This is a genomic window from Klebsiella sp. D-Nf1, from assembly GCF_002810515.1.
Classification (GTDB): Bacteria; Pseudomonadota; Gammaproteobacteria; order Enterobacterales; family Enterobacteriaceae; genus Klebsiella; species Klebsiella variicola.
Genome location: NZ_PIOK01000006.1, coordinates 154,558 through 180,370, shown reverse-complemented (window position 1 = coordinate 180,370; position 25,813 = coordinate 154,558). Strand labels below are relative to the sequence as shown.

Genomic DNA, 25,813 nt, shown 5'->3' with positions numbered 1-25,813 from the left:
AAAATGCTTGTGAATTCTTTATGAAATACCCGTGAATTTAATGCTTTTATACTATGTTGATATGTGGCTTCTATTTTAGGTGAATTTAATCTGAAAATTCGGAGGCTAAACGAGATAACTGTCGCATGTCTTTTTATGTGCTGTATCCTGTGCGATGACAGTCAATATGAACTGCACTTCCCACTTTTTGAAGGGGATAATGTTTATGTTATAGTTTGACTGATTATATTTGATTCAATTATGGATAACGGTGTTTCGTGGGGCAGGGATATGGATGACGCTGTATTATTTAATGGGTGTATGATTAATCATGAGATTGTCTTTAATGCCAATATGAATGAATTACGGCCGCTTTCTGGTGACGGAGAGTGTGTCACCCTGAATGCACCCACCGCCAGATGCTTACTTTTACTCTTACAGAATAGCGGTAAAGTGATTTCTCGGGATGAGTTTCTGGCGGCCGTCTGGGAAAATAGAGGGGTAGTGGTTTCACAAAATACGTTCTATCAAAATATCTCTTTGCTGCGAAAATCGTTGATTAAAGCTGGGCTCTCTGAGGATATCATCATCACCGTCAGGCAAAAAGGGTTTAGCGTCGCGCCAGATACTCTGATCATCCCTCTCTCTGATGAAGAGTGTGAGAATATGAATCGGGTAACATTAACGCATTATAAGAATAATAAGGTTGCCGATGTTATTACTGAGAGTAGAGAGCATTCTGACGATCAATTAGGTATTCCACTAACAGAAAACATAGTGATTCAGAGCAATGAGTTGATAGAGAATAAAGTGGAAGTGACAGAGAAAGTATCAGAACGATTACATGTGACTTTTAAAATGCCCACGTGGTTAATCGCGCTGATTGTAGTGATGATTGTAATTAATATCGTTGTGCTGGCGGTGCTGCACCGATAGTTCGTCGCCGCTGAAGTTTATACATGCTATGCAATAACAGGGGAGACGGTTACTTTAATCTCCATCCCGAACGATAGTTCCAAATAGATTGTCTGCCAGGCTGGCTGGCAGACGAAGGTGTCTGGCGATTATCGCTGCTTCAGCCCTAAATCCAGCGGCGTCTTGCTGGGTTCCCCGCCGATCTCGCGTGCCAGCTTCGGCACCATATAGCCGGAGATGAGGGTCAATAGTTCACGCATGATTTCACGTGCTTCATCATCGCTGACCATGAAGTGGGCCGCCCCCTGTACCCGGTCCAGCACATGCAGGTAATAGGGCATCACCCCGGCATCGAACAGAGCATTGCTGAGGTCAGCCAGGGTTTGCGCGTTATCGTTCACCCCGCGTAGCAGCACGCTCTGGTTGAGCAGCGTGACGCCCGCCTGGCGCAGCATGATCATCGCTTCACTAAACTCAGCATCAATTTCATTAGCATGATTGACGTGGTTAACCATGATCACCTGCAGCGATGAACGCTGGAAGCGACTGGCGAGCGTTTCGGTGATGCGCGCCGGGATCACAATCGGCAGGCGACTGTGAATACGCAGACGCTTAACGTGCGGAATGGCTTCCAGCTGGGTCATCAGCCAGTCGAGCTCATGGTCCTTCGCCATCAGCGGGTCGCCGCCGGAGAAGATGATTTCATCGAGCTGCGGATGCTCAGCTATGTAGTTCATCGCCGTCTGCCAGTTGCGCCTGGTGCCCTGATTTTCGGCATAAGGGAAGTGGCGGCGGAAGCAGTAACGACAATTTACCGCACAACCGCCTTTCACCAGCAGCAGCGCCCGGTTGCGATACTTATGCAGCAGACCGGGCACTACACTGTGCTGTTCTTCCAGCGGATCGGTGGAGTAGCCGGGGGCGACGATAAACTCTTCCTCGGCGGTAAGTACCTGACGAAGCAGCGGATCGTTAGGGTTGCCTTTCTCCATGCGGGCGATAAACGCGCGTGGGACGCGCAGCGGGAACAGGCGTCTGGCCTCGCGTCCGGCCAGCAGTTTTTCATCAGCGTCTACATTTAAAAGACGCAGCAGTTCATCAGGACTGGTCACAACATTGGCAAGTTGCGTTATCCAATCTTCTCTGGATGGGGTATTTAGGGTTACAATATGCGCCATTTTGTGGCTTAGCTACCAGTTAAACAATTTCAGAGGGCCTTATGGCGACTTACTATAGCAACGATTTTCGTGCTGGTCTTAAAATCATGTTAGATGGCGAACCTTATGCGGTCGAAGCCAGCGAATTCGTTAAACCAGGTAAAGGCCAGGCGTTTGCGCGCGTTAAGCTGCGCCGCCTGCTGACTGGCACCCGCGTTGAGAAAACCTTCAAATCTACCGATTCCGCAGAAGGCGCGGACGTTGTCGATATGAACCTGACTTACCTGTACAACGACGGTGAGTTCTGGCACTTCATGAACAACGAAACTTTCGAACAGCTGTCTGCTGACGCGAAAGCGATCGGTGACAACGCTAAATGGCTGCTGGATCAGGCTGAGTGCATCGTGACCCTGTGGAACGGCCAGCCGATCGCGGTTACCCCGCCGAACTTCGTTGAGCTGGAAATCATTGAAACCGATCCAGGTCTGAAAGGCGACACCGCGGGTACTGGCGGTAAACCAGCGACCCTGTCTACTGGCGCCGTGGTTAAAGTTCCGCTGTTCGTCCAGATTGGCGAAGTGATCAAAGTGGATACTCGCTCTGGCGAATACGTATCCCGCGTGAAATAATTTCGCGTCATGATGACTGGCGCAGCCTCCGTGCTGCGCCGCTCTTTACGCACAGGTACGACGAACACGAGACATGAAGCGCAGCGTAAAACTTCTGGTGTTACTGTTTCTGAGCAGCGCGTTACTGGCTGGCTGCAACACCGCCCGCGGAGTGGGTGAAGATATTCAGGGCCTGGGCCACGCCATCTCTCACGCCGTGAGCTAAATTTCCTTCCGTTTTGCTAGTGGCGGTTGCTTCCTGGCGCGCCAGCTTCCTCCACAAATATTCCTTTTCTCTTAAAAATCGCAAAGATCCCTTCATCTGTGGACGGTTTGTCTATGCTTATAGGGCATGAAAACAAAACTGACACTAAGGATGACATTATGGTGAAAAAAACGATTGCAGCGTTCTTTACGGTTTTGGTCCTCTCTTCAGCACTGACTGCTTGTAACACTACGCGCGGAGTGGGTCAGGATATTTCCGAAGGCGGCAGCGCAATCTCTGGCGCAGCAACCAAAGCTCAGCAATAAACGCCGTCGACGGTACGGTTTTACGCCGTACCGTTCTTCACTTCCCCCATCCTGTTGGCTATACTCACTGCGACTTTTCATCCACCTTACGGGACGACCCGTAGGCGTTTCTCATTCGGGGACGGCCCCAGCAAAGGAGCCTTATGTCCTGGATTGTCTTGTTTATCGCTGGTCTGCTGGAAGTGGTATGGGCCGTCGGCCTGAAATATACCCATGGCTTTAGCCGGCTGGTTCCCAGCGTCATCACCATCGTGGCGATGGTCGTCAGCATGGCGCTGCTTTCGTGGGCGATGAAAACCCTGCCTGTCGGTACCGCCTACGCGGTCTGGACCGGAATCGGCGCCGTGGGCGCCGCAGTGACCGGTATTGTGCTGTTGGGTGAATCCGCCAGCGCTATGCGTATCGCCAGTCTCGCCTGCATCGTGGTCGGCATCATTGGACTGAAGATTAGCGCGCACTAGTTGTAGCGCTGATTGACCCAGATCAGTTTGCTGACATCAAAGCCCTGCCGGGTAGCAATATCCAGCATCTGCTGCCTGACCTCCGGAGCGATGGTGGGTGCCCGCGCCAGCAGCCAGAGATAGTCGCGATCGGGGCCGCATACCAGCGCGTAACGATACTCCTTATCCAGCGCAATGACGTTGTAGCTGCCGTAGAAAGGGCCGAAGAAGGAGATCTTCAGTGCGGCGCGGCTGGGCTCCCCGGTAAAGTACGCCACTCCGTCCGTTTTCTGCCACATACCGCGGTCGGGGTTATAGCCTTTATTGACCACGTCCATGCCACCGTCATCGCGTGGGTGCCAGGTGATCGTGACCTTTTCCAGTCCGCTTTCAAAAGGGTGGTCAAAGCGGGCGATTTCATACCAGGTACCCAGATAGCGTTGAACCTCGAAGGGACTGACCACGGTGACGCCCGGCGGCGGGGTGGGCGTGCTGCAGGCGACAGACAGGAACGAGACGGCAATCGCGGTGATTATCGGCAGGATACGCATGGCATGCTCCTTGCTGGCTTTTAAGCTAAGTGTAGAGTCCAGCAGGGAAAATGCGGCAAGATTTTTACATGAAGCGAGCCCGGTAGCAGAAATGCGGCCGGGCTCTTGCAGGATCAGATAAACAGTACGCCAACGAGGGTGATGACGCTGAGGATTGCTGCCAGGCCGTAGAAGACCCACTTACCGTTGGGTACATGGATTTTCAGGTCGTGCATGGCGTGGTGAATACGGTGTAGACCGCACCACAGCGGCAGGACAATCATCAGAAACAGGAACGCGCGGCCGATAAAGCTTTGGGCAAAGGCCAGCACGCGTTCATAGCTGAAGGCGTCGGCCGGGGCGAGCCCCAGCGGCAGCAAGATGCCGACCAGCAACACCATCACCGGCGCGACAATCGCGCCCCACATACCGCCAGCGCCAAACAGCCCCCAGAATACGGGCTCGTCGGAACGTTTCGGATTGGGATTAATCATCTCAGCCTCCTTACCAGAACAGAGCGACAAACAGGACTACTACGGTGACCACTGCCGTCACCACCCAGAGCCCTTTAATAACCGGCTCTGGCCCCATTTTTTCGCCTTTGATGATGACGTTGGCGGCTTTCGGCGCCAACTCAAACCAGGTTTTGGTGTGCAGCAGCGCCGCCGCCAGAGTGATCAGATTGAGGATCACCACCACCGGGTTTTGCAGGAATCCGATATATCCCGCCCAGCTTTCGGCGCCGTGCTTGAGGGCAAACAGCCCGTAAATCAGCACAATGCTAAACCATACCGTCGGTACCGCCGTGCCTTCCCGCACCATGTAGAAGCGATAAAACGGCAGTTTTTTCCACCAGGTGGAGGTCATCGGCCGCACGTAGGGTTTGCGTTTCGTCGTCATAATGCACTCCTTAGCGTGGTTTCAGGGTCGCGATAAGAAAGTCTTTCGAGCTTTCCACCTTGCCCTGCTGGATCGCGGCCGCCGGGTCGACGTGCTTCGGACACACTTCCGAGCAGTAGCCCACAAAAGTGCAGGTCCAGACGCCGTTCTGGCCGTTAAGCTGCGCCATACGTTCCTTTTTGCCGTGGTCGCGGCTGTCTTCGTTGTAGCGGTGGGCGAGCGTGATCGCCGCCGGGCCGATGAACTCCGGGTTCAGGCCGAACTGCGGGCAGGCGGCATAGCACAGCCCGCAGTTGATGCAGCCGGAGAACTGATGGTATTTGGCCATCTGGGCTGGCGTCTGCTTGTTTGGCCCCTGGTCCGGCGTGCGGTTATTGCCGATGATATACGGCTTAATGGCCTCCAGACTTTCGATAAAGTGGGTCATATCCACCACCAGATCGCGTTCGATCGGGAAGTTGGCCAGCGCCTCAACCTTTAAACCTTTGGTGTAATCACGCAGGAATGTTTTGCAGGCCAGCTTCGGCACCTTGTTGACCATCATGCCGCAGGAGCCGCAGATCGCCATCCGACAGGACCAGCGGTAGCTCAGGTCCGGCGCCAGGTTATCTTTGATGTAGCCCAGGGCGTCCAACAGCGAGGTCTGCTCATCATAGGGCACGTCATAGAATGCGCTATGCGGTGCGGTGTCGATCTCCGGGTTGTAGCGCACCACTTCGACTTTCAGGTTTTTCATCTCAGCCATGGGTGGTCTCCTTCTTCTCAGCCGCTTCCGCTTCGGCGCCATAGACACGTTTTGCCGGCGGCAGCGTGGTGATCTTCACATCGCCATATTCCAGGCGGGTGGTGCCATCGGCCTCGCGGAAGGCGAGGGTGTGCTTGAGGAAGTTGACGTCGTCACGCTCGGTACAGCCTTCATCCAGACGCTGATGCGCACCGCGCGATTCTTTACGCGCGATAGCCGAGTGCGCCATACATTCGGCAACGTTCAGGCCGTGGCCCAGCTCAATGGTGTAAAGCAGGTCGGTGTTGAATACGCTGGAGTTGTCGGTAATGCGCACGCGCTTAAAGCGCTCCTGCAGCTCAGCCAGCTTATCGATAGTTTTCTGCATCAGCTCCGGCGTACGGTAGATGCCGCAGCCTTCCTCCATCGACAGGCCCATTTCGTCACGGATTTTCGCCCAGTTTTCGTTACCTTCCTGGTTAACGAGCGCTTTTAGACGTTGCTCCACATCCGCAGCCTGCGCATCCAGTGCGGCGGTATTCGCCTCGGTCGTCTGAGCGGCGCGCTGCATGGCCTGTTCCCCGGCCAGACGGCCGAAGACCACCAGCTCGGCCAGCGAGTTGGAACCCAGACGGTTGGCGCCGTGCAGACCGACGGACGAGCATTCGCCCACGGCAAACAGCCCTTTAATCCGGGTTTCACATTGCTGATCGGTTTCGATACCACCCATGGTGTAGTGCGCGGTCGGTCGCACCGGAATCGGCTCTTTCACCGGGTCGACGCCGACGTAGGCTTTCGCCAGCTCACAGATAAACGGCAGGCGCTCCAGCAGCTTTTTCTCGCCGAGGTGGCGGAGATCGAGATAGACCACGTCACCGCGCGGCGTCGGGATGGTGTTCCCTTTCCGCCATTCGTGCCAGAAGGCCTGGGACACTTTGTCGCGTGGACCCAGCTCCATATATTTGTTCTTCGGTTCGCCGAGTGGGGTTTCCGGGCCCATGCCGTAATCCTGCAGGTAGCGATAGCCGTTTTTGTTGACCAGAATCCCGCCTTCCCCACGGCAGCCTTCGGTCATCAGGATCCCGGAGCCCGGCAGACCGGTCGGGTGATACTGAACAAATTCCATATCGCGCAGCGGCACGCCATGGCCCAGCGCCATACCCATACCATCACCAGTAACGATGCCGCCGTTGGTGTTGTAGCGATAGACGCGCCCGGCACCGCCGGTGGCCAGCACGACCGCGTTGGCGCGGATCTGCACCAGGGTGCCTTCCATCATATTCATCGCCACCAGGCCGCGGGCCTGCCCGTCATCGACCAGCAGGTCAAGGACGAAGTGTTCATCAAAGCGTTGAATTTGGGGAAACTGAAGGGAGGTCTGGAAGAGGGTATGCAGCATGTGGAAGCCGGTTTTATCGGCGGCAAACCAGGTGCGTTCGATTTTCATACCACCGAAGCGCCGGACGTTGACGCTGCCGTCAGGGCGGCGGCTCCACGGGCATCCCCACTGTTCCAGTTGGGTCATTTCCGTCGGGCAGTGATGAACGAAATAGTCGACGACATCCTGCTCGCACAGCCAGTCGCCTCCGGCGACGGTGTCGTGAAAATGGTACTCAAAGCTATCGTGATCCTGGGCAACGGCTGCGGATCCCCCTTCTGCAGCGACCGTATGGCTGCGCATCGGATAGACTTTAGAAATCAGGGCGATTTTGGCATTGGGGTTGGCCTGTGCGGCGGCGATAGCGGCACGAAGGCCTGCTCCGCCGGCACCAATTACGGCGAGATCGGCTTGAAAAGTTTGCACGACATTCCTCCAGTTTTAGTGTATTTCGCCGCCGGGCTGGCGAAAAAGTATCACTGCTCCTTTATAGGTACAGGAGTATAGCCGTAGGGTCAGTATGGAAAATTGACGTGTTCGATTTTTTTATCGATATGTGCGGTTATTTATCAGTGATATTTATGCATTCAGGTTAACGATAGATTAATGGCATGTAATCTGCCGGGGATTGCACAAAATTTGTTTCACTCGCCGGTTGCGAGTAGACTTCGTGCCCTTAATTTGCAATCGGAGAAAGTACCATGAGCGAGACGGCAACCTGGCAGCCGAGCGCACCCATTCCCAATCTGTTGAAACGCGCGGCGGTGATGGCGGAAATCCGCCGTTTCTTTACCGATCGCGGCGTGCTGGAGGTGGAGACGCCTTGCATGAGTCAGGCGACGGTAACGGATATTCATTTGTTCCCGTTCGAAACCCGTTTCGTCGGCCCGGGCCATTCACAGGGACTCAATCTGTACCTGATGACCAGTCCGGAATACCATATGAAGCGCCTGCTGGCGGCGGGCTGCGGTCCGGTTTTCCAGTTGTGTCGCAGCTTTCGTAATGAAGAGATGGGCCGGCATCACAATCCGGAGTTCACCATGCTGGAGTGGTATCGTCCGTGCTATGACATGTATCGCCTGATCAACGAGGTGGACGACCTGCTGCAGCAGGTGCTGGAGTGTCAGCCAGCGGAAAGCCTCTCCTATCAGCAGGCGTTCCAGCGTCATCTGGATATTGATCCGCTCTCTGCTGATAAAACGCAGCTGCGTGAAGTCGCGGCGAAGCTGGATTTAAGCAATATCGCCGATACTGAAGAAGATCGCGACACGCTGCTGCAACTGTTGTTCACCATGGGCGTGGAGCCGCACATCGGCAAAGATCGGCCGACGTTTATCTATCATTTCCCGGCCACCCAGGCCTCGTTAGCGCAGATCAGCCCGGAAGATCATCGGGTCGCTGAGCGCTTCGAGGTTTACTACAAAGGTATTGAGCTGGCGAATGGTTTCCACGAGCTGACCGATGCCCGCGAACAGCGTCTGCGATTCGAGCAGGACAACCGCAAACGCGCCGCGCGCGGCCTTCCGCAGCAGCCTATCGATAACAACCTGCTGGCGGCACTGGAGGCGGGCCTGCCGGACTGCTCCGGCGTAGCGCTGGGCGTTGACCGTGTGGTGATGCTGGCGCTGGGTGCCGAAAGCATCGGTGAGGTGATCGCCTTTACGGTCGACCGCGCCTGATGGCGCTGTCACCTCCTGCCGCCTGAGGGTGGGGGAGGTGACAGACCAGCCCTGAAAACAACGCACTCACGCTATCCCGGTTTTAGCCCGAATACCCACAATCTCCTTCCGTGCTTTTGCTACTATCCGCGCTCATTTTTTGAGGCCAGGTGTTGCCTGTTGGGCGATGCCCACGTTTGGATAGATTTATGCATCAACAATTCAAGAAGATGAGCCTGATTGGGCTGATTCTGATGATCTTCACTTCGGTGTTTGGCTTTGCTAACAGCCCGTCGGCGTTTTATCTGATGGGCTACAGTGCGATGCCGTTTTATCTTTTTTCCGCCCTCTTTTTCTTTATTCCGTTCGCGCTGATGATGGCGGAGATGGGCTCGGCTTATCGTCGCGAAGAAGGCGGGATCTATTCCTGGATGAACCACAGCGTCGGGCCGCGCTTTGCTTTCATCGGCACCTTTATGTGGTTTGCGTCGTACGTGGTGTGGATGGTGAGTACGGCGGCTAAAATTTGGGTGCCGTTATCCACCTTTTTGTTTGGCGCGGACAAAACCCAGACCTGGGCGCTGGCTAGCCTGACCCCGACGCAGACGGTGGGCATTCTGGCAGCCTGCTGGATGGGCATCGTGACCTTTATTGCCGTCAAAGGGATCAATAAAATCGCCAAAATCACCGCCGTCGGCGGTATCGCGGTGATGGGGCTTAACTTGGTGCTACTGCTGGTGAGTGGGGCGATCCTCCTGCTCAACGGCGGCCATTTCGCCCAACCGTTAAACTTCACCCTTTCACCTAATCCCGGGTATCAGTCGGGCATGGCGATGCTGTCGTTTGTGGTATTTGCCATCTTTGCCTATGGCGGAATTGAGGCGGTCGGCGGCTTAGTGGATAAGACCGATAAGCCGGAAAAGAACTTTGCCAAAGGCATTATCATCGCGGCGATCGTTATCTCGGTCGGTTACTCGCTGGCGATTGTGCTGTGGGGCGTGAGCGCCAACTGGCAGCAGGTGCTTGGCGCGCGTTCGACCAACCTCGGCAACATCACCTATGTGCTGATGACCAGCCTTGGGACGACGCTCGGCCAGGCTCTGCACCTGACGCCAGAGTCGGCGGCCCTGACCGGAGTCTGGTTCGCCCGTATTACCGGCCTGTCGATGTTTCTCGCCTACACCGGCGCGTTCTTCACCCTCAGCTATTCGCCCCTGAAAGCGATTATTCAGGGCACGCCAAAAGCGCTCTGGCCGTCGGTGATGACCCGTCTTAACGTCAACGGCATGCCCGCCGCGGCGATGTGGCTGCAGTGCCTGCTGGTCGGGGTGTTTATTGTGCTGGTGTCGTTCGGCGGGGATAGTGCTTCGGCGTTTTATAACAAGCTGACGCTGATGGCCAATGTCTCCATGACCTTACCCTACCTGTTCCTGACCATCGCCTTCCCGTTCTTCAAGGCGAAAACGCATCTCGACCGGCCGTTCGTGATTTTCAAAAACCGACCGTCGACGCTGCTGGCGACCGGCGTGGTGTTGCTGGTGGTGACCTTCGCCAATATCTTCACCATTATCCAACCCGTCATCGACAGCGGGGACTGGAACAGCACCCTGTGGATGGTCGGTGGGCCGATCTTCTTCTCACTGCTGGCGCTGGGGATCTACGAAAGCTACCGTCGGCGCATGGCGTCCGGCGCGCTGGTGATGGAGAGTTAGAGAGCCTGCCCGGCGTTGCTGCCGGGCAGGTGATGACTTACAGTCCGCCAGCCGTACGGCGGCTGGTTTTCCCGGCCGAGGTCATGGTTTTACTGCTTTGTCTGCCGTCGATACTTTCCAGACGCATCTGGAACGGAGGGAACGGCATATCAATGCCATGCTCGCGGAAGCCCGCCAGGATCAACTGATGCATCTCATGGCGCAGCGGCATGCGGTGCCCCATCTCGGCGGCAAAAATACGCAGCTCGAAAATCTGGATCCCCTGCTGCAGGTCGACGAGAAACGCCTCTGGTGCTGGGGTATCGATGACCAGCGAGCAACGATGCGCCGCGGCGATGAGAATTTTCGTTACCTCATCGGTATCGGCGTCCACGGGGGCCGGCACCGTCAGCACCACGCGGGTGACCGAGTCCGACAGAGACCAGTTGATAAACTGTTCGGTAATGAACGCCTTGTTCGGCACGATAATCTCTTTCCGGTCCCAGTCGCTGATGGTGGTCGCACGGGTATTAATGCGGGTGACGCTGCCCGTCAGGTCGCGAATGGTGACCGTATCGCCGATACGGATCGGCTTCTCAAACAGGATAATCAGGCCGGAGATAAAGTTGGCGAAGATCTCCTGCAGGCCAAAGCCGAGACCCACACCCAGCGCGGCGACCAGCCACTGCAGCTTCGACCACTCAATACCGATCATCGAGAAGCCCACCAGCCCGCCGACGAGCATCAGCAGATACTTGGTGATGGTGGTGATGGCGTAGCCGGTGCCGGGCGTTAAATCGAGATGCTGGAGGATCGCCAGCTCCAGCAGCGCGGGCAGGTTGCGTACCAGCTGAGTGGTGATGATCAGCACCAGAATGGCAATCAACACCGCGCCAAGCGTGATCGGCTCAAGGCTTTCCACCCCTTGTACCGTCGAGGTCACGTCCCACAGCGAGATATTCTCAAGGAAGCCAAACGCCGAGTGAATTTCCGACCACAGCACGATGACCGACAGCAGTGCAATCAGCATCAGCAGGGAGCGCACAAGCCGCAGCGACTGAGTACTGATGGCATCGAGGTCGACCTCGCTGATCTCCGTTTCCACCGACCCCTCCGGGCTGCTGACGTGAACGGGCTCATCTTCGCCGCGGGCACGCTGAGCGAGAATTTCCGCGCGACGGTGACGGGCCCGGTCGAAGGCCAGCCGGCGGCGCTGGATCAGCATCCAGCGGCGGATGATGTGATAGACCACCAGCAGCAGGAACCAGATGGCGACCGAGGTTTCCAGACGTGCAAGCAGCGCCTGGGCGGTGGCGAGATAGCCGACGGCAGCCGCCAGCATGGCCACCAGCGGGGCGCCAAGCATCAGGTTCCACAGCAGGCGGTTCACCATATTCTCGCCATTCCCCTCTTTATCCAGATAGAGCGGAATACCGGCGTGCTTAAGGCTCAGCGTGACCACCGCCAGCGCGCCGCAGATCAACAGGAAGCACAGGCGGCCCAACGAAGCGGAGAATTCGCGGTCGTTAAGATTATCAAACATGATCAGCGCCATAATCAGCGGCACAATCAGCCCGATGCTCATCAGGTAGTAGCGCATCGCTTTCGCCACGCGGTTACGCGGCCAGCCGAAGTGGGCGATAAACAGCCCGTTTGGCCGGGCGAAGGTGGCGCAGATCATCACCACCCACAGCAAAGGCACGGTCGCCGTGACCCCATCGCCTATCGCCACCGCCAGCGGGAAGGGCCAGGCGGACTGCAGGCCATAGCCGAGCGTCATCCACAGCACCGGCAGCGGCGAGGCCACCAGTATCGACCAGAAGACCGTGCGCAGCGTCAGCCAGAAGTGATCCTGGGTGACTTTCCCCACCCGGGCGCTGGAGCGCTCAAGGAAGCGGGTGAAATGGCGCCGCGAGCTGATGCTGAAGCCAACCAGCAGCAGGGCGGCAAACAGCGGTAGCAGAGTCTCTTTGCTGGTGAGCATCATCGCGCTGGCTTTGCCCAGTTCGCTGATGGTATCCAGGGAGATCAGGCGCCGCAGATCCTGGACAATCTCCAGCGGCCAGGAGAAGCCGATAGGGCTAACGTCCGAAGTCCAGAACAGATAGCGGTGAGTCGCTTCGTTGATCTCTTTCAGCGCGTCTTCCAGCTGGCCGTTGGCGACCTTCAGCTTGGTGAGCTCCAGCATCAGGGTATCGCCGCCGCGCAGCAGCGAGTTCAGCAGCTCGTTCTGCGTGCGCAGCTGCGCCTGCAGGATTTTGTTCTGCTCGCTGGTCAGCGGTTCGCCGTCGGCCTGACGGATCTGCCGCAGCTGCGGCTGCTTACTGAGTAAATCTTCAAAGCGCAGACGCTGCACGCGCAACTGCGCCATTTCCGTATCCAGCTGCTGTGGGCGAGGGCGCTCCGGCAGCCGCGCTACCTGGGCGCGCAGGGCTTCGCCCAGCAGGTTGGAAGAGCCCAGCCACTGCGATTGCTCGCGCAGGGTGTTTAACGCCTGGCGCACCTGCAGCGTTTGATTCGTCGCCTGCCGCTGCTGGGAGGCCACCAGATCCATGCGCTGCGCCTGCTGGTTCAGCGCCTGGGAGAGCTCCCGGTTGACCTTGAACTGCGCGTTGATGTCCGGCGGCAGGTTTTCACTGTTCTCCGCCAGCAGTTCGGTGCTCTCCAGCGCCTTTTCCGCTTCCCGCTGGCGCTGGCTGTTCTGTAAATTGCGCAGCGCCTGCAGATAGGCATCCAGTTGTTCGCTCTGCTTTTGCGCCAGCTCGGAACGGGCGCGCGACAGCTCCTGGCGGTTGTTGGCGGAAAGCTGGGCGAGGTCGAGTTCATCCACCAGCGCCTTCAGGCGCGCCGATTCCGCCTGCAGGGCAAGATTTTGCGCCTGGGCGAGAGCATTGTTGCCGGTTTGCGTGCCGATGCGGCGCTCAACCTCATTGAGCTGACGACGGGCATCGGTTTGCTGTTGCGGCAGCTGGTTCAGGGAGTCGGCGATTTCGCGCGCGCGATCCTGCTCCTGCTGCGCCTGGCGGCTCGATTCCAGCAGCTGGCTGCTGACCTGCAGGATCTCCTGGTTCAGCGCATCGGCGGTCAGGCCGGTTGGCACCTGGCGCGGTTCTTCGCTCAGATTGTTGAGCTGAGAGCGCAGGCTTTGAAACAGTTTGGGGAAATTATCGATAACGTCCTGATACTGACGGGCGCGCTCGAGGGACGATTTTTGCTCCTCAAGCGCGTTCAGCGCGGACTGTAGAACTTCAACGGTTTCAGGCTGGGCGGGCTTTGCCGCCTTCGCCTGTTCCAGTTCCTGGGTTATCTGTTTAGCATCCGGGGCTGTCGCAGCGTACGCCCCGAAACTGAGGCTCAAGGCCAACAGGAAAGTGTATATCAGGCGCACGGCATAACCCTTTTTGCTGAAGAATTAACCTTGGTCTTGTGTATCGTCAACCAGCGGGCTGGCGCGGTGTTCGGCGCGGATCTCTTCTTCCGGTAACGGCGCGGGTTCAGCAGCGGCGCTGGCTTCCACGGCGGTCGCCAGCGGTTGGCCGATTTTAGTCACGGACAGGCTTTGCAGCGAGTCAACCAGCTTCACCTGGCCCGGGGCGAACAGGTTGATCACGGTGGAACCCAGTTTGAAGCGGCCCATCTCCTGGCCTTTCAGCAGGGCGACGGAGCCTTCGCTGTCACCCGCGGGCCAGGTCCAGCGTTTAATAATGCCTTCGCGCGGCGGGGTCACGGTGCCGGACCACACGGTCTCGATGCTGCCGACGATAGTCGCGCCCACCAGAATTTGCGCCATCGGGCCAAACTCAGTATCAAACAGGCAGATGACGCGCTCGTTACGGGCGAACAGGTTAGGCACATTCTGCGCCGTCAGATGGTTAACCGAGAACAGGTCGCCAGGGACGTAGATCATTTCGCGCAGGATGCCGTTGCACGGCATGTGCACGCGGTGATAGTCGCGCGGCGACAGATAGGTGGTGGCGAAGCTGCCGTTACGGAACAGGTCGGCCATTTGATAGTTGCCGGCCAGCAGGGCTTCCAGGCTGTAGTCATGACCTTTGGCCTGCAGGATTTTATCGTCTTCAATGGCGCCAAGCTGGCTGATCACGCCGTCTGCCGGCATCACCAGCACGTTGGGATCGGTATTCAGCGGGCGAACGTCGTCGCGCAGCGGACGCACAAAGAAATCGTTGAAGGTGCGATAAGCCGCGGTATCCGGCTTCTGCGCCTCTTTCATATCGACCTTGTAGTATTTCACGAACAGATCGATGACCAGTTTCGTCAACCAACCTGCGCGTTTGCTCGCACCCCAGCCTGCGAGGCGGGTGAGCCACAGTTTAGGCAGAATGTATTGCAGTGAAAGTTTAAGATCGTTTAACAAAGTAGCCTCCAGGCCATGATATGTCGTTCCTGACCCCGCCCGCGGGCGGGGACCTGAAAAAAGGGGACGATTCTATACGTAAACCTCGCCAAATGGCATCCGCGTTAGTCGCAGTTTGACCGCGTCCTGGCAGAGCCTGACGTGACGCTCAGCTTAATGATCAGTCATCGGACGAGGAAAAGTTTTTACGCGTTTTTACCTGTACCTGCTCCATGCTTTCGAGGATGCGGTGGTAGTTCTCAAAACGGCTTTCGGCGATCTTGCCGTTCTCTACCGCTTCGCGAAGCGCACAGCCAGGATCGTTATCGTGTTTACAGTCGCGGTATTTGCAATGGCCTAAATAATCATGGAATTCGACAAAGCCATTGGTGATTTGTTCCGCTTCCAGATGCCAGAGGCCGAATTCACGAACGCCCGGTGAATCAATTACATCGCCGCCGTGCGGGAAGTGGTAGAGGCGCGCCGCGGTGGTGGTGTGCTGGCCTAAGCCGGAAACGTCCGAGACATCATTGGTGAGGATCTGATCCTCATTCAGCCCCAGCAGGGCGTTCAGCAGGCTCGATTTACCGACCCCGGACTGCCCGGCGAAAATGCTGATGCGGTCGGTCAGGGCCGCTTCCAGCGGCTTGAGGCCGTCCTGAGTCCGACTGGAGACCATGAGCACGCGGTAACCGATATTGCGGTAGATGTCCATTTGCTCATTGACGAAGCGCAGGCCATCGTCATCCAGCAGATCGATTTTATTCAGAACGATTAACGGCTCGATATCCTGCGCCTCGCAGGCCACCAGATAACGATCGATAATATTCAATGACAGCTCAGGCAGGATCGCGGAAACCACCACGATCTGATCGATATTGGCAGCGATAGGCTTCACGCCGTCGTAAAAATCCGGACGCGTCAGGACGGAGGCGCGCTCATGCACCGCTTCGACGATCCCTTTGACGTTTACGCCGTCGGCGGCATCTTTACCTGGCCGCCAGACCACGCGGTCGCCAGTGACCAGCGAACGGATTGTCCGGCGAATGTTGCAGCGATGGACGCTGCCGTCAGCGGATTCGACGTCGGCATGCATGCCAAAGCGACTGATGACAATGCCTTCCGACGTTTCGCCAAACAGGTTGTCATCGTAGTCGGCCTTCTCCGCAGTGGTTTTCAGGCGGCGCTGGTGGTTGGCGTTGACGCGGCGCTGCTGGCCTTTGGAGAGTTTATTTTTACTCAATCGAACTGGCTCCTGGTCGCCCTGATGGGGCAAAACCTCTATGATACACGCTATTTTAGATGAATATAGTCACGCAAGAAGGGTGGAAAATAGCATGAGTGCAAATGAAAACAACCTCATTTGGATCGATCTTGAGATGACAGGGCTGGATCCGGAGCGCGATCGCATTATCGAAATCGCCACCCTGGTGACCGATGCCAACCTGAACATTTTGGCTGAAGGGCCGACCATCGCCGTGCATCAGTCAGACGCTCAGCTGGCATTAATGGACGAGTGGAATGTGCGGACGCATACCGGCAGCGGACTGGTGGATCGCGTGAAGGCCAGCACCGTCGGCGAGCACGATGCCGAACTGGCGACTATTGAGTTTCTTAAGCAGTGGGTGCCGGCGGGCAAGTCGCCGATCTGCGGCAACAGCATCGGCCAGGATCGTCGCTTCCTGTTTAAGTACATGCCGCAACTGGAAGCCTATTTCCACTACCGCTATCTGGACGTCAGCACGCTGAAAGAGCTGGCTCGCCGCTGGAAGCCGGAAATTCTCGACGGCTTTAAAAAGCAGGGCACCCATCAGGCGATGGACGATATCCGCGAGTCGGTCGCCGAGCTGGCTTACTATCGCGAGCATTTCATTAAGCTGTAAACCACGACTGGCTGTGAAAACCGGGCCTGGTGCGGCCCGGTACATCTTTCTGTTTATTTAAACCACTTTTGCTGCATCTGCTGGAAGTCAGGCGTCGCCATGACCGCGGTCAGGGCATCGTTGATGGCATTCAGCAACTCCGGATCGTCTTTGCGCACCGCAATCGCATACTGCTTACCGTAATAAGCCGGGTCGGTGGCCCGCTCATCCATGATGGCGTAGTCAGGGTTCTCTTGTTGCCAGGCGTCAAGGGTGGCGAAGTCGCTCATGACGCCGGTTATTTCGCCGGCTTTCAGCGCGGCTAAAGCGCTAGCGACGTCGTCGTAAGGGATCGCCTGCACGGCCTTCTGCTTATCGCGCAGATAGTGCTGATGCAGCGTGCCTTTCACCACGCCGATTTTTTTGGCTTTCAGATCGGCAAAGGTATGGGCAACATCTTTATTGACGATCACCACCCCGGAGAGCGCCTGGCGATAAGGGCGGCTAAAGGCGACCTGCTTCTCGCGCATTGGGATCACTTCCATACCGGCAATCACCGCATCAAACTTCTTAAAGCGCAATGCCGGGATCAGGGTATCGAAACGCTGCGCCGTAAACTGGCACTGCGCCTGCATCTGCTGGCACAGGGCGTGAGCGAGATCGATATCAAAGCCGACGGGCTGATTTTTGCCGTTGGTGGTGACAAATGGCGGATTGGCTGTGGTGGTGCCAAAATGGAGCGTCTCGGCTGACGCGGTTCCGATGGCCAGCGTGCTCAGCAGCAGGACGGTGAGGACTTTTCTCATGCTAATTCCCTGTTTGGCGTCGTGGTGGCCGCGTTATACGTCGCGCCACCGCAATATGATGCGAGCGATTTTGCGTCATTCAGCCGGACGGAAAAAGCAATTTTGCCCGTTATGACGCTTATTTATACAATTCAGCGGCGTAGGTGGCGAGAAAATGTCCACTTAAACAAAAAACGCAAAAAAGTGATCGTCAGGGGGTTGCAGGGGCATCGAATTCTCGTATAATGCGCCTCCCGTAACGACGCAGAAATGCAAATTACGACGCCATCAAAATATGGCAAAAAAAGCAGTAACGCGGGAATAGCTCAGTTGGTAGAGCACGACCTTGCCAAGGTCGGGGTCGCGAGTTCGAGTCTCGTTTCCCGCTCCAAAATTTGAAAGCACCATCCTGATCACAGGATTTCAACTCGCAGATGCGAGGCGAAAGCCGAAGATTAAGCGGGAATAGCTCAGTTGGTAGAGCACGACCTTGCCAAGGTCGGGGTCGCGAGTTCGAGTCTCGTTTCCCGCTCCAAAATTTGAAAGACATACCACACCAGTCGCAGTATTCAGGTTGCTACACGATAGCTTGAATGACGATGATTAAGCGGGAATAGCTCAGTTGGTAGAGCACGACCTTGCCAAGGTCGGGGTCGCGAGTTCGAGTCTCGTTTCCCGCTCCAAATTTTCTTCCATCTCTTATTTATCCACAGTGCAATCCAGCGCCGGGGATGATTTTTGTTTGATCTTCAGAAATACTGTGAACAGAGTTATCCACAGGTTGTCGTTCCGTCTTTGACGGCGTAAATGCTTCGCTTTGTAAATAGTATCTTTATATCTCATTGAAATTTAACAATTAAATTTCATTTCGAAATGTTAATCCGATCACTTGACCTCGGTCTGCGCCTTGAAACGCAATGTGTTTTAGATTTTATTCACAGCCTGTGAATGAATCAGGCGTCGCGCGGCAAGCCTTTCTCTACCACCCTGACCAGACGTAATTTTTTCGGCAGCTGTACTTCGACGGCGTCAGCGTTCCGCTTGTTTATTTGCTCAGCGATAGCCCATTCGATGTGCTCGTCGAGAAGCGGGTGCTCACCCCGGCGACTCTCCAGCGCGCGAAGATGGGCTTCATCCCAGGGCGCATTGCCCAGCGCGACGGCGATATTGCGCAGCCAGCGCAGGTGGCCAATGCGACGAATCGCCGACCCTTCGGTTACCTTCAGAAACCACGCTTCGCTCCAGGAGAACAGCTCCACCAGCGGTGGCGCATGCAACGCTTTGCGTGGACTGAAATCCTCTTCATCGGTGAGCTGTGAGAAACGGTTCCACGGGCAGATGAGCTGGCAATCATCACAACCGTAAATACGGTTGCCGATAAGCGGACGGAACGCCTCCGGGATAGCGCCTTCCAGCTCGATGGTGAGATAGGAGATGCAGCGCCGGGCGTCGACGGTGTAGGGCTCAACGATGGCGCCTGTGGGGCAGATGGTCATGCAGGCGACGCAGCGTCCGCACTCCTCCGCAACCGGGCTGTCGACCGGTAGAGGCAGATCGATCAGCAGTTCGCCGAGGAAAAAGAATGACCCCGCGTCGCGGCTTAAGATAAGTGAGTGCTTACCTGTCCAGCCAAGGCCCGCTTTTTCTGCGATTGGCCGTTCCAGGATAGGCGCGGAATCGACAAAAGGTCTAAAATTGAGCGAAGCACACTGTTCCTGAATCTTCTCCCCCAGTTTTTTCAGGCGATTACGTAGCAGCTTATGATAATCACGCCCGAGGGCATAACGGCTGACGTAACCCAGCGCGGGATCTTTCAGGGTGCGGGCAAAGGCGGCGTTGGCGGGCAGATAGTTCATCCGCACGCTGATGACGCGTAACGTACCGGGCAGCAGTTCATGGGGGCGGGCGCGCATCATTCCGTGACGGGCCATCCACTCCATTTCGCCGTGGTATTGTTTATCCAGCCATGCCTGCAGTTTGGGTTCACCGGCGCTGAGGTCGGTATCGGCGATACCCACCTGCTGGAACCCGAGCTCTGTGCCCCATTGTTTGATTTGTTGCGCTAACTGAACGAGATCGAGGGGCTGTGACATGATGGACCATACAATGACGAAAAACCCTGACAGTATACCATACAACATTTGGCCTGCGGAGGCGCTGCGCCTGGCCGAACGAGAGGCGGCGGACAGCCTGGGGCTGACGCTGTTCGAACTGATGCAGCGCGCGGGCGAGGCGGCCTTTCAGCTGGCCAGCCGCGCTTATCCCGCCAGTGCGCACTGGCTGATCCTCTGCGGACATGGTAACAACGGCGGCGACGGATATGTCGTCGCGCGTCTGGCGCAGGCCGCGGGGCGGCGGGTGACGCTGCTGGCGGTAGAGAGTGACAGCCCGCTGCCGGAAGAGGCGCAGGCGGCGCGAGAGGCGTGGCTTAACGCGGGCGGCGTGATCCATGCGGCGACCATCCCCTGGCCCGACGATATCTCACTGATTATTGATGGCCTGCTCGGCACCGGTCTGCGCAGCGCGCCGCGCGATCCCGTTGCGGCGCTCATCCACCAGGCGAACCACCATCCGGCGCCGGTGGTGGCGCTGGATATCCCTTCCGGCCTGAACGCGCAGACTGGCGCGACGCCAGGTGCAGTGGTTCAGGCCGACCACACCCTGACCTTTATCGCCCTCAAACCCGGGCTGCTGACCGGCAAGGCGCGGGATGTCGTCGGGCATCTCCATCATCATGCCCTCGGGCTCGAGCGCTGGCTCGCCGGGCAAAGTACTCCTCTGACGCGGTTTTGCGCCGCCCACCTCGCCGACTGGCTGCCGCCGCGGCGGGCCACCTCCCATAAGGGCGATCACGGCAAGCTGGTGATTGTCGGCGGCGATCGCGGCACGGCAGGCGCTATCCGTATGTGCGGTGAAGCGGCCCTACGCGGCGGTGCAGGGCTGGTGCGAGTGCTTACTCACCCTGAGAGCATCGCGCCCATTGTCACCGTGCGGCCGGAATTAATGGTGGATGAACTGACGCCGCAGACTCTGAAAGCCGCGCTGGAGTGGGCTGATGTGGTGGCGATTGGCCCGGGCCTGGGGCAGCGCGAATGGGGGCGCAGCGCCCTGCGCACGGTGGAAAGTTTTAACAAACCGATGGTCTGGGACGCCGACGCGCTGAACCTGCTGGCATTCAATCCCGATAAACGTCACAATCGCGTGCTAACGCCGCACCCCGGCGAAGCGGCCCGTCTGCTGAATGTCAGCGTGGCAGAAATTGAAAGCGATCGCTTACTTTCTGCGCAGCGTCTGGTAAAACGGTATGGTGGCGTGGTTGTGCTGAAAGGCGCGGGCACGGTGGTGGCCAGTGAAAGCGGGGCGATGGGCATTATCGATGCCGGCAATGCCGGGATGGCCAGCGGCGGTATGGGCGATGTGCTTACCGGCATTATTGCCGCATTGTTAGGACAGCACCTGACGCCGTATGATGCAGCCTGTGCCGGGTGCGTCGCTCATGGCGACGCCGCCGACCGACTGGCCGCCCGCGAGGGCACCCGCGGCATGCTGGCGACCGATCTCTTTTCCACGCTCAGGCGTGTTGTTAACCCGGATGTGATTGACGTAGACCATGATTAACCGAGTGATTCCTTTACCCGATGAGCAGGCCACGCTGGCCCTTGGCGACCGCATCGCGCAGGTCTGTACCGGCGCCACCGTGATTTATCTGTATGGTGATTTAGGCGCGGGGAAAACGACCTTCAGCCGCGGCTTTTTGCAGGCGCTCGGTCACCGCGGCAATGTCAAAAGCCCAACCTATACCCTGGTGGAGCCGTATACCCTCGAGAATCTGATGGTATATCACTTCGATCTCTACCGACTGGCGGATCCTGAGGAGCTCGAATTTATGGGGATCCGTGATTATTTTGCCGACGATGCCATCTGCCTGGTGGAATGGCCGCAGCAAGGCGCAGGTGTCCTGCCTGACCCGGACGTTGAAATTCACCTTGATTACCAGGCACAAGGGCGTGAGGCGCGTATTACCGCGATCTCCTCACGGGGTGAATCTTTACTGGCGCGTTTAGCCATTTAGCCTGAAGGATGACGGGATGAAGTATCGCATAACCACCTGGCTTGCCGCTGCGCTAATGCTGTCGAGTCTTCACGCCACTGCGGCGAGTTTATCCGATATCCAGGTCTCTAACGGAGACCAGCAGGCCCGTATTACCCTGAGCTTTGTCGGTGAGCCGGAGTACTCCTTTACCCCACAGGGCAAACGTCTGGTGGCACTGGATATCAAGCAGACCGGCGTATTGCAGGGACTACCGCTGCAGTTTAGTGGCAGCAACCTGGTGAAAAGTATTCGCGCCGGTACGCCGCAGGATACGCAGACGCTGCGTTTGCTGGTGGATCTGACGGAAGATGGTAAAACGCGAGCGGTGAAGCAGCAGAACGGGGCAAATTACACGGTGGTCTTTACCATCAACGCCGACGCGCCACCGCCACCGCCGCCTGTGGTGGTGAAACGGGCCGACCCGCCGCCGGTGATGCCTTCCCGGACGGCGACGGCAGGACGTAACCCGTTCAGCTCGTCGGGTCATGAACGGCAGACGGCGATGACGTCCTCTCAGCCAGTGATGACCAACAATCAGACCGTGACTCGCCCGGCGGCCCGCACGGTGTCGGTGGATGATAAGGTGATTATCGCCATCGATGCCGGACACGGCGGTCAGGATCCTGGCGCGATTGGTCCGAACGGCACCAAAGAGAAGAACGTGACTATCGCCATCGCGCGCAAGCTGCGGGCGTTACTGAACGCCGATCCGCAGTTTAAGCCGGTGCTGACCCGCGACGGAGATTACTTTATTTCGGTGATGGGGCGCTCGGACGTGGCGCGTAAGCAAAACGCCAACTTCCTCGTCTCTATCCATGCGGATGCCGCGCCAAACCGCGATGCGACCGGCGCCTCGGTGTGGGTGCTCTCGAACCGTCGCGCCAACAGCGAAATGGCCGGTTGGCTCGAGCAGCATGAGAAACAGTCTGAACTGCTTGGCGGGGCAGGCGACGTGCTGGCGAACAGCCAGGCCGACCCTTACCTGAGCCAGGCGGTGCTGGATCTGCAGTTCGGTCATTCCCAGCGCGTCGGCTACGATGTGGCGACCAACGTGCTGAGCCAGCTGCAGCGCATTGGCAACCTGCACAAACGCCGCCCGGAGCATGCCAGCCTCGGTGTATTGCGCTCGCCGGATATCCCGTCGATCCTCGTGGAAACGGGCTTTATCAGTAACAACGGTGAAGAGCGGCTGCTGGGGAGTGAGGATTACCAGGAGCAGATCGCACAGGCGATTTACAACGGCCTGCGTAACTACTTTATGCAGCATCCGCTGCAGTCGGCGCCTCGAGGGGAGGCGGCGCAGACCGCCAGCGCCGCAGCGCCAGGCGGGATGTTGATTAACTAAGGAGCAGGGGATGCCGATTCAGGTTCTGCCGCCGCAGCTCGCCAACCAGATTGCCGCCGGCGAAGTGGTGGAGCGGCCCGCGTCGGTGGTGAAAGAGCTGGTTGAGAACAGCCTTGATGCTGGCGCTACGCGGATTGACATTGATATCGAACGCGGCGGCGCGAAGCTCATTCGCATCCGCGATAACGGCAGCGGCATCAAAAAAGACGAGCTGGCGCTGGCCCTGGCTCGTCATGCGACCAGCAAGATCGCCTCGCTTGACGATCTGGAGGCGATTATCAGCCTCGGCTTTCGCGGCGAAGCGCTGGCCAGTATCAGTTCGGTGGCGCGCTTAACGCTGACTTCGCGCACGGCGGAGCAGCAGGAAGCCTGGCAGGCTTATGCCGAAGGCCGCGATCAGGCGGTGACGGTGAAGCCGGCGGCGCACCCGGTCGGCACCACCCTGGAAGTCCTCGATCTGTTCTACAACACGCCGGCGCGGCGCAAATTTATGCGCACCGAAAAAACCGAGTTCGGCCATATTGACGAAGTGGTGCGCCGCATTGCGCTGGCGCGCTTCGACGTCACCATTAACCTCAACCATAACGGTAAGGTGATACGACAGTATCGGGCAGTGGCGCAGGATGGCCAGCGGGAGCGGCGGCTGGGAACCATTTGCGGCGCCGCTTTTCTCGAACATGCGCTGGCGATCGAGTGGCAGCATGGCGATCTGACCCTGCGCGGCTGGGTTGCCGATCCGCTCCATACCACCCCGGCGCTGGCGGAAATTCAGTACTGTTACGTCAACGGCCGGATGATGCGCGACCGGCTGATCAATCATGCTATCCGCCAGGCCTGTGAAGACAAGCTGGGGGCCGATCAGCAGCCGGCGTTTGTGCTGTATCTGGAGATCGATCCCCATCAGGTGGATGTGAACGTCCATCCGGCCAAGCATGAGGTGCGTTTCCATCAGTCTCGCCTGGTGCATGACTTTATCTACCAGGGCGTACTGAGCGTGCTGCAGCAACAGCTTGATGCGCCGCTGGCGGAAAAAGACGACCCGCCGACGCCGCGCCAGATGCCGGAGAATCGCATCGCCGCAGGCGGCAACCAGTTTGCTCGGCCGTCGGAAGCGCGTGAACCGGCAACCCGATTCAGCATGACATCGTCGCGTGAGCCGGCTGCCTCCGGCGGCAGTTCTGGCGGCGCGAGCTGGCCGCATGCGCAGCCCGGTTACCAGAAGCAGCAGGGCGCGCTTTATCGTCAGTTGCTCGACACGCCCGCCGCGCCGCGACCCGCGCAGCCGTCCGCCGCCCCGGCGGAACTGGCTGGTCACAGTCAGAGTTTTGGCAGAGTGCTGACGATTGTCGGCGGCGATTGCGCGCTGCTGGAGCGCGAGGGCAGTCTGGCGCTGCTGTCGTTGACCGTTGCCGAGCGCTGGCTGCGCCAGGCGCAGTTGACGCCGGGTACGGAAGCGGTATGTGCCCAGCCGCTGCTGATCCCGTTGCGGTTAAAAGTCACGGAAGGGGAGAAGCGGGCGCTGGCCGCTGCGCAGTCGGCGCTGGCGCAGTTGGGGATCGAGCTTCATACCGATGCCCTGCACGTGACGGTGCGCGCGGTCCCTTTACCCTTAAGACAACAAAATTTACAAATCTTGATTCCTGAACTGATAGGCTACCTGGCGCAGCAAAACGCATTCGACGTCGGCAATATCGCCCAATGGATGGCGCGTAATCTGACGAGCGAACAGGCGTCATGGAATATGGCGCAGGCGATTGCGCTGCTGGCGGACGTCGAACGTCTTTGCCCGCAGCTGGTGAAAACGCCGCCGGGCGGCCTGTTACAACCTGTAGATCTCCATTCGGCGATGAATGCCCTGAAAGATGAATGATGTAACCGAGGCGAGCCTGCCCAAGGCAATTTTTTTAATGGGCCCGACGGCCTCAGGCAAAACCGCGCTGGCGATAGCCTTACGTAAAGTTTTGCCAGTAGAGTTGATTAGTGTTGATTCCGCCCTCATTTATCGGGGAATGGATATTGGCACTGCCAAACCGGATGCTGCGGAGCTTAGCGCTGCGCCGCACCGGCTGCTGGATATTTTGGATCCTGCAGAAGCCTATTCCGCGGCTGATTTTCGCCGCGACGCGCTGGCGGCGATGGCCGATATTGTCGCCGCCGGGCGTATTCCGCTGTTAGTCGGCGGAACGATGTTGTATTTCAAAGCGTTGCTGGAAGGATTGTCGCCCTTACCGTCGGCTGACCCAGAGGTCAGAGCGCGGATTGAGCAGCAGGCCGCAGAGCAGGGGTGGAACGCGTTACATCAGCAATTACAGGCGATCGATCCCGTAGCTGCTGCGCGTATTCATCCAAATGATCCGCAAAGGCTTTCCCGGGCACTGGAAGTTTTTTTCATTTCGGGTAAAACTTTAACGGAACTGACGCAAACGTCAGGAGACGCTCTGCCATATCAGGTGCATCAGTTCGCCATCGCCCCGGCGAGCCGTGAACTGCTCCATCAACGCATAGAACAGCGTTTTCATCAGATGTTAGCTTCAGGTTTTGAAGCAGAAGTACGGGCGCTTTTTGCCCGCGGAGATTTGCATACGGATATGCCTTCCATCCGTTGTGTTGGATACCGCCAGATGTGGTCATACCTCAATGGCGAGATCCCGTATGATGAGATGGTTTATCGAGGTGTTTGCGCCACGAGACAGTTAGCCAAACGTCAGGTCACCTGGCTGCGCGGTTGGGAAGGTGTGCACTGGTTAGACAGTGAACAACCTGAACAAGCGCTCAACAAAGTATTACAGGTTGTTGGTGCGAGCCAGAACTGAACGTGTACAATTAAACGGTATCGTGCGTAATTTTTTTTAAGAATCGTAAG

Annotated in this window: 24 protein-coding genes and 3 tRNA genes; 16 read left to right on the top strand and 11 right to left on the bottom strand. The window is 57.6% G+C overall.

The window, feature by feature from the left end; all coding sequences use genetic code 11:
- Positions 1–270: 270 nt before the first annotated feature.
- The gene (locus tag CWM54_RS21685; protein ID WP_100698450.1) at positions 271–915 is read left to right on the top strand and encodes a winged helix-turn-helix domain-containing protein; all 645 of its coding nucleotides are present in this window, start codon (positions 271–273) and stop codon (positions 913–915) included.
- A 128-nt stretch (positions 916–1,043) separates the two neighbouring features.
- On the opposite strand, the gene epmB is transcribed toward CWM54_RS21685, so the two are convergent.
- A complete protein-coding gene (epmB, locus tag CWM54_RS21680) occupies positions 1,044–2,072 on the bottom strand; it encodes an EF-P beta-lysylation protein EpmB (RefSeq protein WP_100698448.1) in 1,029 nt (342 codons plus the stop codon).
- 41 nt (positions 2,073–2,113) lie between these two features.
- Here epmB and efp point away from each other — a divergent pair, with 41 nt between their 5' ends.
- The 4 genes from efp to sugE all read left to right on the top strand — a co-directional run bounded on the left by efp (position 2,114) and on the right by sugE (position 3,651).
- Positions 2,114–2,680 (top strand): elongation factor P, encoded by a 567-nt coding sequence (gene efp / locus CWM54_RS21675; RefSeq protein ID WP_002885506.1) that lies wholly within the window; start codon positions 2,114–2,116, stop codon positions 2,678–2,680.
- 73 nt (positions 2,681–2,753) lie between these two features.
- Positions 2,754–2,885, top strand: coding sequence for an entericidin A/B family lipoprotein (locus CWM54_RS21670; RefSeq protein WP_002885511.1), 132 nt, complete (start codon positions 2,754–2,756; stop codon positions 2,883–2,885).
- A gap of 158 nt (positions 2,886–3,043) precedes the next feature.
- Positions 3,044–3,190 (top strand): lipoprotein toxin entericidin B, encoded by a 147-nt coding sequence (gene ecnB / locus CWM54_RS21665; RefSeq protein ID WP_004206423.1) that lies wholly within the window; start codon positions 3,044–3,046, stop codon positions 3,188–3,190.
- Between the two features lie 143 nt (positions 3,191–3,333).
- Positions 3,334–3,651, top strand: coding sequence for a quaternary ammonium compound efflux SMR transporter SugE (gene sugE, locus CWM54_RS21660; RefSeq protein ID WP_008807209.1), 318 nt, complete (start codon positions 3,334–3,336; stop codon positions 3,649–3,651).
- Here the strand turns inward: sugE and CWM54_RS21655 are convergent.
- From CWM54_RS21655 to frdA, 5 genes are all read right to left on the bottom strand, one after another.
- The gene (locus CWM54_RS21655) at positions 3,648–4,181 is read right to left on the bottom strand and encodes a lipocalin family protein (protein ID WP_100698446.1); all 534 of its coding nucleotides are present in this window, start codon (positions 4,179–4,181) and stop codon (positions 3,648–3,650) included. The two genes, sugE and CWM54_RS21655, sit on opposite strands and share 4 nt — an antisense overlap.
- A gap of 113 nt (positions 4,182–4,294) precedes the next feature.
- The gene (frdD, locus tag CWM54_RS21650; protein WP_061156043.1) at positions 4,295–4,654 is read right to left on the bottom strand and encodes a fumarate reductase subunit FrdD; all 360 of its coding nucleotides are present in this window, start codon (positions 4,652–4,654) and stop codon (positions 4,295–4,297) included.
- A 10-nt stretch (positions 4,655–4,664) separates the two neighbouring features.
- Positions 4,665–5,060: a fumarate reductase subunit FrdC gene (frdC, locus tag CWM54_RS21645; protein WP_074387291.1), complete on the bottom strand. Its 396-nt coding sequence runs from the start codon at positions 5,058–5,060 to the stop codon at positions 4,665–4,667.
- A 10-nt stretch (positions 5,061–5,070) separates the two neighbouring features.
- A complete protein-coding gene (frdB, locus tag CWM54_RS21640) occupies positions 5,071–5,805 on the bottom strand; it encodes a fumarate reductase iron-sulfur protein (RefSeq protein ID WP_100698444.1) in 735 nt (244 codons plus the stop codon).
- The gene (frdA, locus tag CWM54_RS21635) at positions 5,798–7,588 is read right to left on the bottom strand and encodes a fumarate reductase (quinol) flavoprotein subunit (protein ID WP_100698442.1); all 1,791 of its coding nucleotides are present in this window, start codon (positions 7,586–7,588) and stop codon (positions 5,798–5,800) included. Before frdA ends, frdB begins: the two co-directional genes overlap by 8 nt.
- Positions 7,589–7,863: 275 nt before the next feature.
- On the opposite strand from frdA, the gene epmA reads away from it, so the two are divergent.
- Together epmA and yjeM are read left to right on the top strand one after the other, a co-directional pair.
- Positions 7,864–8,841 (top strand): elongation factor P--(R)-beta-lysine ligase, encoded by a 978-nt coding sequence (gene epmA, locus CWM54_RS21630; RefSeq protein ID WP_008807206.1) that lies wholly within the window; start codon positions 7,864–7,866, stop codon positions 8,839–8,841.
- A gap of 188 nt (positions 8,842–9,029) precedes the next feature.
- Positions 9,030–10,532, top strand: a complete 1,503-nt coding sequence (yjeM, locus tag CWM54_RS21625) for a glutamate/gamma-aminobutyrate family transporter YjeM (protein ID WP_074387290.1) — start codon at positions 9,030–9,032, stop codon at positions 10,530–10,532.
- Positions 10,533–10,569: 37 nt separating this feature from the next.
- On the opposite strand, the gene mscM is transcribed toward yjeM, so the two are convergent.
- The 3 genes from mscM to rsgA form a co-directional block, all read right to left on the bottom strand.
- Positions 10,570–13,899 carry a miniconductance mechanosensitive channel MscM gene (mscM, locus tag CWM54_RS21620; RefSeq protein WP_061156038.1) on the bottom strand — a complete coding sequence of 1,110 codons (3,330 nt, stop codon included), beginning with the start codon at positions 13,897–13,899 and terminating at the stop codon, positions 10,570–10,572.
- Between the two features lie 24 nt (positions 13,900–13,923).
- Positions 13,924–14,886, bottom strand: a complete 963-nt coding sequence (asd, locus tag CWM54_RS21615) for an archaetidylserine decarboxylase (protein ID WP_074387288.1) — start codon at positions 14,884–14,886, stop codon at positions 13,924–13,926.
- A 160-nt stretch (positions 14,887–15,046) separates the two neighbouring features.
- The gene (rsgA, locus tag CWM54_RS21610; protein ID WP_061156037.1) at positions 15,047–16,108 is read right to left on the bottom strand and encodes a small ribosomal subunit biogenesis GTPase RsgA; all 1,062 of its coding nucleotides are present in this window, start codon (positions 16,106–16,108) and stop codon (positions 15,047–15,049) included.
- A 94-nt stretch (positions 16,109–16,202) separates the two neighbouring features.
- Here rsgA and orn point away from each other — a divergent pair, with 94 nt between their 5' ends.
- Positions 16,203–16,748, top strand: coding sequence for an oligoribonuclease (orn, locus tag CWM54_RS21600; RefSeq protein ID WP_074387286.1), 546 nt, complete (start codon positions 16,203–16,205; stop codon positions 16,746–16,748).
- 53 nt (positions 16,749–16,801) lie between these two features.
- On the opposite strand, the gene CWM54_RS21595 is transcribed toward orn, so the two are convergent.
- Positions 16,802–17,533 carry a transporter substrate-binding domain-containing protein gene (locus tag CWM54_RS21595; protein ID WP_012543116.1) on the bottom strand — a complete coding sequence of 244 codons (732 nt, stop codon included), beginning with the start codon at positions 17,531–17,533 and terminating at the stop codon, positions 16,802–16,804.
- A 294-nt stretch (positions 17,534–17,827) separates the two neighbouring features.
- On the opposite strand from CWM54_RS21595, the gene CWM54_RS21585 reads away from it, so the two are divergent.
- The 3 genes from CWM54_RS21585 (at position 17,828) to CWM54_RS21575 (ending at position 18,195) form a co-directional block, all read left to right on the top strand.
- A tRNA-Gly gene (locus tag CWM54_RS21585) sits at positions 17,828–17,903 on the top strand.
- Between the two features lie 68 nt (positions 17,904–17,971).
- A tRNA-Gly gene (locus tag CWM54_RS21580) sits at positions 17,972–18,047 on the top strand.
- 72 nt (positions 18,048–18,119) lie between these two features.
- Positions 18,120–18,195: transfer RNA gene (locus CWM54_RS21575), tRNA-Gly, on the top strand.
- A 270-nt stretch (positions 18,196–18,465) separates the two neighbouring features.
- Here CWM54_RS21575 and queG read toward each other — a convergent pair.
- On the bottom strand, positions 18,466–19,605 hold the full coding sequence (queG, locus tag CWM54_RS21570) for a tRNA epoxyqueuosine(34) reductase QueG (RefSeq protein WP_100698440.1): 1,140 nt from the start codon (positions 19,603–19,605) through the stop codon (positions 18,466–18,468).
- Positions 19,606–19,618: 13 nt separating this feature from the next.
- Here queG and nnr point away from each other — a divergent pair, with 13 nt between their 5' ends.
- From nnr to miaA, 5 genes are read left to right on the top strand one after another with little or no spacing between them, the layout of a single operon-like run.
- A complete protein-coding gene (gene nnr / locus CWM54_RS21565) occupies positions 19,619–21,130 on the top strand; it encodes a bifunctional ADP-dependent NAD(P)H-hydrate dehydratase/NAD(P)H-hydrate epimerase (protein ID WP_165785951.1) in 1,512 nt (503 codons plus the stop codon).
- Complete coding sequence (gene tsaE / locus CWM54_RS21560; protein WP_008807197.1) at positions 21,123–21,584, top strand: tRNA (adenosine(37)-N6)-threonylcarbamoyltransferase complex ATPase subunit type 1 TsaE; 462 nt, start codon at positions 21,123–21,125, stop codon at positions 21,582–21,584. The genes nnr and tsaE overlap by 8 nt, the downstream gene beginning before the upstream one ends.
- A 16-nt stretch (positions 21,585–21,600) precedes the next feature.
- Positions 21,601–22,950: an N-acetylmuramoyl-L-alanine amidase AmiB gene (amiB, locus tag CWM54_RS21555; RefSeq protein ID WP_100698436.1), complete on the top strand. Its 1,350-nt coding sequence runs from the start codon at positions 21,601–21,603 to the stop codon at positions 22,948–22,950.
- A 10-nt stretch (positions 22,951–22,960) separates the two neighbouring features.
- Positions 22,961–24,820, top strand: a complete 1,860-nt coding sequence (gene mutL, locus CWM54_RS21550) for a DNA mismatch repair endonuclease MutL (protein WP_043875915.1) — start codon at positions 22,961–22,963, stop codon at positions 24,818–24,820.
- Entirely contained in the window at positions 24,813–25,763 is a 951-nt protein-coding gene (miaA, locus tag CWM54_RS21545) for a tRNA (adenosine(37)-N6)-dimethylallyltransferase MiaA (RefSeq protein WP_061156030.1), read from the top strand. Before mutL ends, miaA begins: the two co-directional genes overlap by 8 nt.
- Positions 25,764–25,813: the final 50 nt, after the last annotated feature.

Excerpts from the sequence above, each read along its gene's own strand:
- miaA (WP_061156030.1), top strand. The coding sequence starts at position 24,813 with ATGAATGATGTAACCGAGGCGAGCCTGCCCAAGGCAATTTTTTTAATG.
- frdD (WP_061156043.1), bottom strand. The coding sequence starts at position 4,654 with ATGATTAATCCCAATCCGAAACGTTCCGACGAGCCCGTATTCTGGGGG.
- epmA (WP_008807206.1), top strand. The coding sequence starts at position 7,864 with ATGAGCGAGACGGCAACCTGGCAGCCGAGCGCACCCATTCCCAATCTG.
- CWM54_RS21685 (WP_100698450.1), top strand. The coding sequence starts at position 271 with ATGGATGACGCTGTATTATTTAATGGGTGTATGATTAATCATGAGATT.
- efp (WP_002885506.1), top strand. The coding sequence starts at position 2,114 with ATGGCGACTTACTATAGCAACGATTTTCGTGCTGGTCTTAAAATCATG.
- CWM54_RS21595 (WP_012543116.1), bottom strand. The coding sequence starts at position 17,533 with ATGAGAAAAGTCCTCACCGTCCTGCTGCTGAGCACGCTGGCCATCGGA.
- CWM54_RS21670 (WP_002885511.1), top strand. The coding sequence starts at position 2,754 with ATGAAGCGCAGCGTAAAACTTCTGGTGTTACTGTTTCTGAGCAGCGCG.
- frdC (WP_074387291.1), bottom strand. The coding sequence starts at position 5,060 with ATGACGACGAAACGCAAACCCTACGTGCGGCCGATGACCTCCACCTGG.
- frdB (WP_100698444.1), bottom strand. The coding sequence starts at position 5,805 with ATGGCTGAGATGAAAAACCTGAAAGTCGAAGTGGTGCGCTACAACCCG.
- yjeM (WP_074387290.1), top strand. The coding sequence starts at position 9,030 with ATGCATCAACAATTCAAGAAGATGAGCCTGATTGGGCTGATTCTGATG.
- queG (WP_100698440.1), bottom strand. The coding sequence starts at position 19,605 with ATGTCACAGCCCCTCGATCTCGTTCAGTTAGCGCAACAAATCAAACAA.
- CWM54_RS21655 (WP_100698446.1), bottom strand. The coding sequence starts at position 4,181 with ATGCGTATCCTGCCGATAATCACCGCGATTGCCGTCTCGTTCCTGTCT.
- orn (WP_074387286.1), top strand. The coding sequence starts at position 16,203 with ATGAGTGCAAATGAAAACAACCTCATTTGGATCGATCTTGAGATGACA.
- tsaE (WP_008807197.1), top strand. The coding sequence starts at position 21,123 with ATGATTAACCGAGTGATTCCTTTACCCGATGAGCAGGCCACGCTGGCC.
- epmB (WP_100698448.1), bottom strand. The coding sequence starts at position 2,072 with ATGGCGCATATTGTAACCCTAAATACCCCATCCAGAGAAGATTGGATA.
- sugE (WP_008807209.1), top strand. The coding sequence starts at position 3,334 with ATGTCCTGGATTGTCTTGTTTATCGCTGGTCTGCTGGAAGTGGTATGG.
- nnr (WP_165785951.1), top strand. The coding sequence starts at position 19,619 with ATGACGAAAAACCCTGACAGTATACCATACAACATTTGGCCTGCGGAG.
- ecnB (WP_004206423.1), top strand. The coding sequence starts at position 3,044 with ATGGTGAAAAAAACGATTGCAGCGTTCTTTACGGTTTTGGTCCTCTCT.
- mutL (WP_043875915.1), top strand. The coding sequence starts at position 22,961 with ATGCCGATTCAGGTTCTGCCGCCGCAGCTCGCCAACCAGATTGCCGCC.
- amiB (WP_100698436.1), top strand. The coding sequence starts at position 21,601 with ATGAAGTATCGCATAACCACCTGGCTTGCCGCTGCGCTAATGCTGTCG.